The sequence below is a fragment of the Legionella stuttgartensis genome (assembly GCF_977063405.2).
On record NZ_CDRUHA020000010.1, the window covers coordinates 1 to 11,411 of the forward strand.

Consider the following 11,411-nt stretch of genomic DNA (forward strand, 5'->3'; position numbering starts at 1 on the left):
GCTATCCGCAAGTGATTTCCATTGCGCAGCGGGCAGGGCGCAGTGAGCTTGATGAAGATGCGCTACCACCCAACATCAGTGAATTTGATGTGCTTCTTAACTTTGATAAAGACAAGTCCATGAGACCCGATGAATTGCTGCGTCACATTCGTGCGGATTTGGCGAATATTCCTGGAGCCGTATTTAACGTGGGGCAATTCATTGCTCATCGTATGGATGAAGTGCTTTCAGGTGTACGAGCACAGGTCGCTATTAAAATTTTTGGTGATAACTTATCCACTCTCAATGAATTAGGGCTGTCAATGGAGGCTTTGTTAAAATCAGTACCCGGGGTAGTGGATGTGAATAAGGAGCAGCAGATTAAAGTACCCCAATTGGTGATTCAACTTGATCGCGAAAAAGCAGCTCGCTATGGGGTCAATGTGGGACAGATTTCGGAAGACGTGCAAGTGCTTCTGAATGGTGTGAGCGTCTCCAGCGTTTTAGAGGGGCAACGAACGTTTGATCTATATCTGCGAATGGATAAACCAGGACGTGACAGCGTCAAGGACATTCAAAACATGCTGATCGATGCTCATGGTGTGGGAGAAAACACCAATGCGCAAATCCCGTTGCGGGCTGTGGCAGAGATAGCATTGGAACCGCAACCTTTTGCAATTAATCGTGAGAACGTGCAACGATTGTTAGTGATTTCTTTCAATGTGCAGGGACGCGATTTGGGCAGCGTGATTGCCGAAGTGCAGCAGGAAGTACAAGAAAAAATCAAACTCCCCACCGGTTATTTTATTCAATACGGCGGCCAATTTGAAAGTCAGCAACAAGCCTCTCGAGTGATTTTAGTTTTTGGTGGCTTGGTGATTTTTATTATGTTGATATTGCTGCATAAAGCCTTTGGTACGTTTAGAGAAGCGTTATTGGTGATGTTTAATTTGCCTTTGGCACTCATTGGCGGGGTCATTTCACTGTTTGTGGTGAGTGGCGAGATGAGTGTGGCGGCCATGATTGGGTTTATTACGCTGTTTGGAATTGCTGCGAGAAACGGAATCATTTTAGTGAGTCATTACAACCAATTGCGATTGCAGGGAAAAACTCGGGAACAAGTGGTTATTAATGGCACCATGGACCGCTTAGTGCCGGTATTAATGACTGCCGCCACAGCGGCCCTTGGCTTAATTCCCTTGTTATGGGGTTCGCCTGCGGGTAAAGAATTGGAGCGCCCTTTGGCTCAGGTGCTTTTGGGCGGATTATTGACTTCTACAGTACTTAATATGCTGGTGGTGCCTACGGTATATAATGCCATGGAAGCATGGCGAGAAAAGCGCAGACAAGAAGATAAAACAGAGCAAGGAGAAAAAAAATGAAGCACATGACCTTAAAACAAAGAAAGCATTTCTGGTTGGGGCTTATTGCCAGTGTTTTGCTGGTTTGTGGGTATTCTCAAGCCATTGCTGATTCTACTGAAGAGCCAACGAAATCCATTCCTAAAACCATTCCGGCCATTTGGGAGGCGGTAGATAAGCATGTGGCATCGATGAATCAAGTACTCAGTGGTGATGATTTAACGTCCATACACCAGCATGCGTTCGCCATTCGTGATTTAGTCAACGCATTACCTGCTTTAAGCAAGGATTTGTCAGAGGAACAGAAAAAAACACTGCAACAAAATTTAAGCTATGTCAATCAATTAGCCACTCGCCTTGATAAAACCGGTGATGCCAATGATAAAGAAGGAACTGAAGCCAACTGGCAAAAATTACAAAAAGTGTTGGCACAGCTGCGTACTTTGTATCCTTCGGATGCCCCTAATTAATCAAGGATTGAGTCATGATGTCTTGTGTTGTTCCGTGGTTTATTTGTAGATTACTGTCGCCAAGTACCGAGGCTGCAGAGGTAAATGGCCATATCAGAGGCACTGACATCATGACCAACAAAGCATATGGTGGATTTATTCCCTATTCAGCTCATGTTGAGTAGCATCAGATTTTTATGCACTAATTTGCTTTTAAATCCAAGGTAATGACATCGTCCGCTTTTCCACTTTGGGGAATGACAGTCACAGTGCCTTTTGTAAAAGAGCCCACTTGATAGCTTTCTTCTTCTAGGGTCACGGGATTTCCTTTTTGATCTCGTGCGGAGGATAAATCCGCAACTTGTGCTAACTCGTCAAGAGTGATCGAGGAGCCACGATACATGTGCTTGGTTTGGTTCGCATTCTCTGAAGTTCCAGTGATTTCATGACCCATGGTTACAAAGGATATGGCGAGCATGGTTAATAAATACAATAGAAAATTGATTTTTTTCATGAGATTCTTCTTAACCCAATGATTTATTACCATAATAGATTATCTGTTGCTCAACAACAAACGGTTAAGACTTGATTTTATTATTCTTTAAGCACGTCCTTGAGCCGTTGTTGTCGTTAATAGGTCTTGTGCCTATCGGTTATCGGATGGAGAGAAAATTTTTGTAAAAATCTTATCTCTAGTCCACAATAGGTAAAGAGGTTGAGATTTAGGATAGTGGTGATGCATGGACAAGGACAACATCGACTCGCTTTATCAAATGGGGCATGATTTTTTTTCTTATCAACTGGATTGTTGGCAGCGTTCTATTTTATTTTGGGATACGTTACGTGAACGTGCCAATAACATGATGGAGCACGAACAACAAGGGTTGCCCCCACTGCTTAATTTTAAATACGAATTAGTCCTCGATGGGAAATCATTGGAGCCTAAAACGAATTATGCTTTGGTTAAAATTCTTGAGGTTGGTGATGTTTGTTTTGAAGCGTGTTTTGACCCTCATGCGCATCCAGTTATTATTATCGATCCCCGATCAGGCCATGGACCAGGGATTGGTGGCTTCAAACGAGACTCTGAAGTAGGCATTGCACTTCATAGTGGCCATCCCGTGTACTTTGTTATTTTTTATCCTAACCCTGTTCCTCATCAAACGCTCGCCGATGTCTTAGCCACTTTGCGCCATTTTGTTGAAAAAGTCCAAGCATGGCATGAAGGCAAAGCGCCCATTCTTTATGGTAATTGTCAAGCCGGTTGGATGTTGGCATTATTGGCTTCTGATTGTGTGGGATCGGTTGGTTTGACGGTCATGAATGGCTCACCGGTTTCTTATTGGTCCAGCAGTGAAGAAGAAGCCAACCCCATGCAATTATTAGGGGGACTCTTAGGTGGTGCCTGGAGTGCCCGCTTTCTATCGGATTTAAAAGAAGGGGTATTGGATGGGGCGTGGTTGGTCTCTAATTTTGAGTTACTCAACCCAACCACAGCGATTTGGGATAAATATTATGGTTTATTTGATGAAATCGATGGGGAGCGGCAGCGATTTTTAGAGTTTGAACGCTGGTGGAATGGTTTTTACCAATTTAGTCAAGAAGAGATAATAGCCACAGTGACCCATCTTTTTATTGGCAATCAATTGGAGCGTGGTGAAATGCCAATTCATAAAGGATGCATTTACGATTTAAAACGCATTCGAAGTCCCATAGTTCTTTTTGCTTCCCAGGGCGATCAAATTACCCCACCGAGGCAGGCTTTGCATTGGATACGAACGATTTATCCTACGACGCAAGCCTTAAAAGAGGCGAAACAGCGAGTGGTTTATCTTCTTCACCCCTCGATTGGGCATTTAGGAATCTTTGTTTCAGCCCAAGTCGTTCGTTTGCACCATCGTGCCATTTTAGAGCATAGTGATGCCATTGAGCAATTGCAGCCAGGGCTTTATGAAATGATGATTATTAATCCAACAGGCGATCCCGATTGCAGTAAAGAACAATATCAGGTGCGTTTTGAAGAGCGTGACCTAACACAACTTTGCACAACGAGCTCCACGCAACCGTTTGACAAGGTTCGTCAAACATCCGAAGCCAATGATTCGATTTACCAAAAAATAATGCAACCCTTGGTGCGAAGCTTAAGTAATCCTTTCTTATCCTGGTGGCTTGAGAAAACCCATCCTATGCGCATCAGTCGTTATGTGTTTTCTGAAAAATTGAATCCAGTCATGAAGGCCATCGAATTACTAGAGCATCCCATAGAAGCCAATCGCCGCAGGACTACTGAAGACAACGTCTTTAAAAAAATAGAGCATGACTTGGCACAGGGGATAAGGGATTCGTTGGAATCCGTCCGAATCATGCGTAATGATGTGATGAGGCATTGGTTTGACGCGCTCTATAAGGACCCTGATTAACAGGCGAGGATGTTAATTGATGGAGCGTATCGCATCAAACTCTTCGTCAAGGCTCATCTCATTCTCTAAGTCCCTGGCTTCATGACACTCGCTCTCATCAGCCAGAGGAATGGGTTCTCTTGCTTTTTCTTCGTATTCATTCGCTGCAAAACAATCCTTAGCGTTCATAACCATTCCTTCAACATTATTTTTCTTGTCCTTGCCAACGACTAAAAACAACCCGGTTGATTGTTGCTATTTTCATCTTGGACCTTTAGCATAACGGATAACAATTTAATTGACAAAAATAAGAAATAAAAAGGGACAACAGAATAGCCAATTCGCTATTTTTTGTAGGAAGAAATGAGGGAAGGAGATGTTGGTTCCCCAAACTAAACTAAGGAGCACATCGACCATGATAGAAATTATTCCCAATTGGCACCCCATTTTTGTTCATTTTACCGTGGCCTTATTTACTGTTTCGGTGATTCTTTATACCGTAACCTATTTAGCCTCTTACACTCATTGGAACACCAAGCCGTTGATTGTCGAATTGGACATAGTGGCTCGTTGGTGTTTATGGCTGGCGGCATTGAGCACGATGACCACCGTGTCCGCTGGGTTTTATGCCTTTTATACAGTGAAACATGGAGCCATGGTGCATGCCGTCAAAGTGATTCACCGCAACTGGGCACTGGCTACTGCGAGTGTCCTTTTACTTATGGCTTTCTGGGTGATTTGGCGTTATATTAGACACCAAAAAACGACGCTTCCCTTCTTAATGGCATTGTTCCTTGCCCAAGTGCTGTTACTCACGACGGCTTGGTATGGAGCGGAATTAGTCTACCGCTATGGGTATGGTGTTCTGCCTGTCAAAGCAGAAAAGACGGTATCGCCGTATTAATACGATTTTTATGGAAGGATACAAACATGGTACAAAAGGATTTGCGCTGTTCAATATGGAGTCATTTCTTTGTTTTTTCCTTTTTACTGCTCAGTTCTTCTGCTTTGTTTGCCCAGCATGAGCAACATGGTGCTTCAACTCCAACACTGACTTCTCCCAAGGCAACACCGTCTCAACCCAAATCTGTGAAAAACAAGACAGAGCAACAGGCTACTAAAAAGCAACCTGTTCAAACGGTGACCCCTCTCACCATGACCGGTGGCGCAAAGCATACGGTTAATTTGGTGGTTGCTTATAAAACGGTGAATTTTGTAGGCAAACCCAGGCGCGCCATTGCTGTTAATGGGCAAATTCCAGCCCCTACGTTGCATTTTAAAGAAGGAGATGAGGTCACCATCAATGTGTATAACCATTTGGATGAGGGAACGTCCATTCATTGGCATGGTTTACTGGTTCCTTGGCAAATGGATGGGGTGGATGAGGTGAGTCAAAAACCAATTCCCCCAGGAGGCGTGTTCCATTATCGCTTTAAGCTTTATCAACGGGGGACCTATTGGTATCACGCCCACGCCAAGGTTCAAGAACAAGAAGGTTTATATGGGACTTTTATTATTGACCCACCGAGTCCCCCAAGTTATCACTACACCAAAGATTATGTGGTGGTGTTATCCGATTGGAGCAACACCCCTGCCGAACAAGTGCTTGCGAATTTAAAAAAAGACGGCGATTATTACGGTCCTCGATTTCCCCTGCAACCCTCACTCATGAAGTTTCTTCATGATTATCGTAAAGCCTCCCCTGAGGAGCGTAAAAAATTAATCGCTGATTATAAAATGATGCAACAAATGCGGATGAGTATCTATGATTTAAGTGATGTGGCGTATGATGCCTATTTATTAAATGGTCGGCCTAAATCTCATCCTTGGACTGCCCCTGTGAAGGTAGGGGATACGGTGCGATTACGCTTTATTGGCGCAGGAGCAAGTACCATCTATCGTGTTAAAATTCCTGATGCCAAAGTGGACATGGTGCATATTCAGGGAAATGATGTGACCCCTTATCCCATTGAGGATTTTTGGATTGCACCGGGTGAAACCTACGATATTCTGGTGACAATTCAAAAAAACAAGCCTTACATTATTTATGCCGAGTCGATTGATACTCTGGGTAAAGCCTATGGAGCCTTAATAACCTATCCTAATCAAGTCGTCAACACTCAGGAAGTGACTCCTTTCCCTGAGCCACTTCCTGTTACAAGAGAAATGATGGCCAACATGATGCAGTCTATGAATGGCGGGGCGATGGATGGAAACCAACAGCACGGCTTGATGAACAAAAAAACATCATCAACAGCGATGAAATCCTCCATGACCATGCCTTCGCACGCGCAAACAATGAGCTCGCAAAGCGCGAACCACTCGATGTCCTCCATGACTCCCCAAAAGAAAATGGACAAGGCATCCAATCATTCCACTCACACCTCATCCATGAAACCCAAATCCTCTTCGACCTCGATGAACAAGAGCATGGCCATGCCGGGCATGAATCATAGCGCAATGGGCCAGAATAAGACGTCTAACTCTGCTCAAATGAAATCTGACTCCTCATCGACTGCAATGAACAAGAGCATGGTTATGCCGGACATGAATCATAGCGCAATGAGCCAGAGTAAGACGTCTAACTCTGCTAATGACAGGTCTATGAATAGGAACATGAAGTCTGATGGGCCTATGGAACAAGATATGTCGATGAATGGCTCCATGAACATGAAGATGCCTATTGAGCCGACCATTATAGGCGATAAAATACAGCCGCCTGATTCGGCAAAAGCCACCACCCTGGGAACTAAATACCAAGAGTTAAAAGCAGCAGTGAAAACCAATAATCCGAATAAAGCGGTCGATGGGATTATTAAAATGGAATTGTTTGGTTACATGGACCGTTATATCTGGTTTATTAATGGATTACCGGAATACAAGGCCAAACCAATTCTGATTGAGCCAGGAAAGCGTTATCGGATTATTTTTACCAACAATTCGATGATGCGTCATCCCATGCACATTCATGGTCATTGGTTTATTTTACGCAATGGCCATGGGGCTTACGATCCTTTATTGCATACCATTGAGGTGGCTCCAGGAGCGACTGCCGTTGCCGATTTTGATACCGAGGCCAGCGGCCAATGGTTTTTCCATTGCCATCATCTTTTGCACATGACCGCGGGTATGGCGCGGGTATTTCAATACACCACCATCATCGAGATTGCCAACGGCACTCGAAAGCCAGAGAATTACGCCTATCAACAAGCCTACATCAATCGACCTATCGTACGAGAAGATGAAGTCATGCCACTGGATGCTTCACTCATCAAACACCCCGCAGGGCATCATCAAGGCTTCTATCGCGCAAGCTATATGGAGCTCGGTGAAGATCCTTTTCATAATGCTCAGGAAATGACGTTTAGAGGTCTCTATGGCACCGATTACAATAAACTCCAGCTGTATACTGAGGACGCTGAAATTTATAAAGGAACCGTTGAAAACGCAGACATCGATGTATTCTATTGGCATTTGATTAGTCAATTTTGGGCCATTAAAGGTGGGGTCAATTATTTTTATCGCCCGGGAGGCCCTTATTGGCAACCGGGTATTGGTATTGAAGGATTGATGCCTTGGTATATTGATACCAACATTAGAACGTATTACCGTGATGGCAGTGTGAAATTTGACATTCAGTTAGCACGGGCTAACCAGCTGACCAATAACTTCTTCTTCCTCACAGGAATTCGCAGCATTTTGGCCACTCATACCGTCGTCAAAAATGAGATTGGCAATGGCTTAAACCAAATGCGTTATATTCTTAGACCTTACTATCGTCTTAAACCAGGTCTTAGTATTTTTACAGAGTACGAACATGATGTAGAGTATGGTGCTCTTAAGAGGATTCTTCAAAGTCAAGGAGAGCCTACCACCCAAGATACAATAACCTTAGGAGTTGCTGTGCTTTTTTAAAAAGCCAAACATCCATTGGAATTATTTTATGAATTCATAGGAATAAATAGTCACCTTCATGATATGAATCCATCAATGAGGAACATTATCACCTATCAATGATCTTGTTTATTGGAGTATTGGGCTTTCCCTTCCCAAGAAAAGCCTTCCTCATGTCTTTAGGATGGTGACAATTTATCTGACAATCCTGGATTTTTTAATCATTTATCTGCAGATCATCATTTTCAAATAATGGAGTTTGCTTAATTTCTAAATTTCTTTGTTGTAATTGGTCAATTTTCACATGGGGACAATAATATGCATTAGCTATTACGGAATGGATATTAATAGTTGTTAAATTTTTTGATCCCCTTACATATCTCTTTTGAGCTTCCTTTGGTGTATGGGTTACAAGAACGATAACATTTGCTCCTAACTTTGCGCCTTCATTTTTTAAAAAATTATTATCATCTTTTTCTAGATCTTTTAAAGAGGAACGGATATCCACAACTTCATGTACATTTGGGTTTTTAATAATCCCTAAGAAACGGCAATTTCCTGTAGGATAGGACAAATACAAGTTAACATTTTTCGCATCTGCATTTACTTGACGTAATCCGCCACAGCCTGAATTCAAAAGAAGAATCATAAAGCTAATTATTAAATAAACAATTTTCATATCTATAATTCCTTTTATTTAGCGTGCTCTTAACATACTCATATAAGACTATTACTTACTTTGATTATGAATAAAAGTATTAATTGTAAAAATATAAAATTAATATCGCTTTCAATTGAGTAAAATAAATTCGCCATTTTGCATAGTGAAGGCTAAGATGTATACCTGATTTGCGAGCTAAAGTCCCTTGTCACACTTGCCATCATATTTTCGGCTACTTCTTCCTCTTGTTTTTGATGGATGCTAATAATCTGCTTAAAATAATTAATCCGTTGTTGCAATAAATTGCTTAAGGTATTTAAATGGCTTAATTGATTTTTATTATCTCGAACAAGATATTTAAGTGCTTCAATTTTTTCTGTGGCTAGTTATACTTTTTTTCATAGTCTCTTGATGAGGGCTTTTCTGGCTCGCATTTGTCCTGTTTCTGCCTTATTTCCGAATATTTGGCACAAAAAAACCTTCTTAACAAAAGGTTAATGCCTTTACTCACACATCAAGATTTGGGAATGAATTTCCCACTCTTAATGTCCGCCATGGCCACCGTGACCACCACCGTGATGCCAGTTTTGATGCCAATTATGGTGCCAATTTTGATGCCAGTTGTAGTGATATTGAATCCAATGCCATCTATGTCCATCCCAATGCCACCGGCCATGTCCACCATGAGGTTTCCAATGAGGGGCATGAGGTATATTGGAAGCTAATATTATGGAACCTATTGGTGAGTCAGTTTTGATTGAGGCATCAAAGGCAGAAGCTACAGCACTTGAACCCATCAAAGCGGCTACTGCAACAAACCACTTCAACGTCTTTAAAGTCCACATATTGCCGCTCCTTGTAAAAGAGCTGATTAAGCTACTCTAAATCCAATACTTATCAATTTAAGTATAGACAAGATAGTACTTAAGTTCAAAAGTCGAGCAATTTATGAAATGATGCCTGACTGGCGTAATCTTTTATTAAGGATGGACTATACTAATACAAATTGATGAGTCAAAGGAGTGCCTATCATGTCGCCTGCATTTGGGGGCCACTCGAAGCCACCAAAACCACAAAAAGAGAAGGGCTTTTGGAGTTCTCCTTCAGGACTCATGGCCATCATTATTATTGGGATTATTAGCTATTACTTGATTGTAGAGCACGGTGCTCATATTGCAAGCTTTCTGGGGGCTTCCCCTTTGGTGCTGTTAGTTTTACTCTGTCCCTTGATGCATCTTTTTATGCACAAAGGACATGGGGGGCATGAAGAGAATCATCACCATAAATCGGATAGTAAGGACAATGATTCCTCTGAGGATAAGGATTAATCGAAATGGAACATACTTCTTATGCCTATGGTTTGTGGTTATTGGTCATTGTCAATTCAGCGATTTTCATTTTGTTTGCTTACAGTTTTACCACCACGTTTAAGACAAGGCGAGATTGGCGATCTTTTGGGGCGTTCTCTGCGTTTGTGGTTGCCTATTTTACCGAAATGTATGGTTTTCCTTTAACCATTTATTTACTGTCTGGATGGCTTTCAAAATATTATCCTGGAGTGGATTTATACGGTCATGACAGTGGCCATTTACTCCATACTTTGTTGGGGTTGAAAGGAGATCCCCATTTTGATGTCTTTCATATCTTAAGTTTTGTCTTCATTATTGGCGGTCTTTGGATGATTGCATCAGCCTGGGGTACTCTTTATCGCGCTCAGAAGAGCCATCAACTGGCCACAACAGGACTGTATGCCAAAATTCGTCATCCACAATACGATGGATTTATTCTGGTGATGATTGGTTTTTTACTACAATGGCCAACCATTTTAACCTTAATCATGTTTCCTATATTAGTTTATATGTATGTTCGTCTTGCACGTAGAGAAGAAAAAGAGGTCTTGGCAGAATTTGGCGAGGAATATAAAGACTATGCTGCGGTTACTCCCGGGTTTATACCTCGCTTTAGTAAACAACAAAAGAGCAAAGGAGGTGTGTCATGATGTTTCTGTTTCATAGTGCTGAAATGTTCGGTCTTATCGCAATAGCGCTTGGAATCATGTTGGTCGTCTGGGCATTACGTAATGAAGGAAAAAGTATTGGATTAGCCAAAATATTTGGATGGCTGATTGTTATTATTGGGATTTTAGGGGAATTATGCAGTATTTTTTATAGTATTAAATACTGGTATGCAGGTTATTTCCAGATGCCAATGATGTCAGGTGAAGCATTCCTATTCCATATAGCCCAGATGGTGTCTCTCATTGCAATAGCTCTGGGTATTGTTTTAATCGCATGGGCGTCACATAACCAAGGACGTGGTGTTTCGTTGGCCAAAGTCTTTGGTTGGTTGGTCGTTGTCTTTGCGATTTTAGGCCTGATCTGTAGTGGTTATTATGCCACAGTGTATTGGTACAAAGGATATATTCAAACACCTGCTGGTATGCCTATGCTGATGCAACATCAAATACCGAAACAGTCACCCAATCAAGTGCCATAACAAATTGTTACGGCACTTATAATGTTCCATTGTAGCGAAGAAATTCCTCAATGATGCTTATAAAACCCAACTCCTTTAATATCAGTCCACAACGTGGTTTGGTGGCAAAGGAAGCATTGATCGACACGGGCTTCATGCTCATGAGCCACTTTTTTTGAAATCATATTAAAAT

The 11,411-nt window shown here is 42.0% G+C and carries 14 protein-coding genes; 9 read left to right on the top strand and 5 right to left on the bottom strand.

What is annotated here, in order from left to right:
* From ACWTEW_RS02165 to ACWTEW_RS02175, 3 genes are all read left to right on the top strand, one after another.
* Positions 1-1,361: efflux RND transporter permease subunit (locus ACWTEW_RS02165; protein WP_454783569.1), on the top strand; the 1,361-nt coding region annotated here is incomplete at its 5' end.
* Positions 1,358-1,810: a transporter gene (locus ACWTEW_RS02170; protein WP_454783570.1), complete on the top strand. Its 453-nt coding sequence runs from the start codon at positions 1,358-1,360 to the stop codon at positions 1,808-1,810. The genes ACWTEW_RS02165 and ACWTEW_RS02170, both read left to right, overlap by 4 nt.
* 14 nt (positions 1,811-1,824) lie before the next feature.
* The gene (locus tag ACWTEW_RS02175) at positions 1,825-1,974 is read left to right on the top strand and encodes a hypothetical protein (RefSeq protein WP_454783571.1); all 150 of its coding nucleotides are present in this window, start codon (positions 1,825-1,827) and stop codon (positions 1,972-1,974) included.
* Between the two features lie 17 nt (positions 1,975-1,991).
* Here the strand turns inward: ACWTEW_RS02175 and ACWTEW_RS02180 are convergent, their stop codons facing one another.
* Positions 1,992-2,303: a hypothetical protein gene (locus ACWTEW_RS02180; RefSeq protein ID WP_454783572.1), complete on the bottom strand. Its 312-nt coding sequence runs from the start codon at positions 2,301-2,303 to the stop codon at positions 1,992-1,994.
* A 226-nt stretch (positions 2,304-2,529) separates the two neighbouring features.
* Between ACWTEW_RS02180 and ACWTEW_RS02185 the strand changes: the two genes are divergently transcribed.
* On the top strand, positions 2,530-4,209 hold the full coding sequence (locus tag ACWTEW_RS02185) for a DUF3141 domain-containing protein (RefSeq protein WP_454783573.1): 1,680 nt from the start codon (positions 2,530-2,532) through the stop codon (positions 4,207-4,209).
* A 12-nt stretch (positions 4,210-4,221) separates the two neighbouring features.
* Here ACWTEW_RS02185 and ACWTEW_RS02190 read toward each other — a convergent pair whose 3' ends face one another.
* A complete protein-coding gene (locus tag ACWTEW_RS02190; RefSeq protein ID WP_454783574.1) occupies positions 4,222-4,377 on the bottom strand; it encodes a hypothetical protein in 156 nt (51 codons plus the stop codon).
* Between the two features lie 187 nt (positions 4,378-4,564).
* Between ACWTEW_RS02190 and ACWTEW_RS02195 the strand changes: the two genes are divergently transcribed.
* Both ACWTEW_RS02195 and ACWTEW_RS02200 read left to right on the top strand, forming a co-directional pair.
* Positions 4,565-5,092: a DUF2231 domain-containing protein gene (locus ACWTEW_RS02195; RefSeq protein WP_454783575.1), complete on the top strand. Its 528-nt coding sequence runs from the start codon at positions 4,565-4,567 to the stop codon at positions 5,090-5,092.
* A gap of 26 nt (positions 5,093-5,118) precedes the next feature.
* Positions 5,119-8,103 (top strand): multicopper oxidase domain-containing protein, encoded by a 2,985-nt coding sequence (locus ACWTEW_RS02200; RefSeq protein ID WP_454783576.1) that lies wholly within the window; start codon positions 5,119-5,121, stop codon positions 8,101-8,103.
* A gap of 196 nt (positions 8,104-8,299) precedes the next feature.
* On the opposite strand, the gene ACWTEW_RS02205 is transcribed toward ACWTEW_RS02200, so the two are convergent.
* The 3 genes from ACWTEW_RS02205 to ACWTEW_RS02215 all read right to left on the bottom strand — a co-directional run bounded on the left by ACWTEW_RS02205 (position 8,300) and on the right by ACWTEW_RS02215 (position 9,588).
* Positions 8,300-8,761, bottom strand: a complete 462-nt coding sequence (locus tag ACWTEW_RS02205; RefSeq protein WP_454783577.1) for a DUF4156 domain-containing protein — start codon at positions 8,759-8,761, stop codon at positions 8,300-8,302.
* A gap of 152 nt (positions 8,762-8,913) precedes the next feature.
* Positions 8,914-9,114 (bottom strand): CHASE3 domain-containing protein, encoded by a 201-nt coding sequence (locus ACWTEW_RS02210; protein WP_454783582.1) that lies wholly within the window; start codon positions 9,112-9,114, stop codon positions 8,914-8,916.
* Positions 9,115-9,285: 171 nt separating this feature from the next.
* On the bottom strand, positions 9,286-9,588 hold the full coding sequence (locus ACWTEW_RS02215) for a VrrB (protein ID WP_454783578.1): 303 nt from the start codon (positions 9,586-9,588) through the stop codon (positions 9,286-9,288).
* 186 nt (positions 9,589-9,774) lie between these two features.
* Between ACWTEW_RS02215 and ACWTEW_RS02220 the strand changes: the two genes are divergently transcribed.
* The 3 genes from ACWTEW_RS02220 to ACWTEW_RS02230 are packed head-to-tail and all read left to right on the top strand — an operon-like array spanning position 9,775 to position 11,239.
* Positions 9,775-10,071, top strand: a complete 297-nt coding sequence (locus ACWTEW_RS02220) for a DUF2933 domain-containing protein (RefSeq protein WP_454783579.1) — start codon at positions 9,775-9,777, stop codon at positions 10,069-10,071.
* 5 nt (positions 10,072-10,076) lie between these two features.
* Positions 10,077-10,742 (top strand): methyltransferase family protein, encoded by a 666-nt coding sequence (locus ACWTEW_RS02225; protein ID WP_454783580.1) that lies wholly within the window; start codon positions 10,077-10,079, stop codon positions 10,740-10,742.
* The gene (locus ACWTEW_RS02230; RefSeq protein WP_454783581.1) at positions 10,739-11,239 is read left to right on the top strand and encodes a hypothetical protein; all 501 of its coding nucleotides are present in this window, start codon (positions 10,739-10,741) and stop codon (positions 11,237-11,239) included. Before ACWTEW_RS02225 ends, ACWTEW_RS02230 begins: the two co-directional genes overlap by 4 nt.
* The last annotated feature ends 172 nt before the right edge of the window (positions 11,240-11,411 follow it).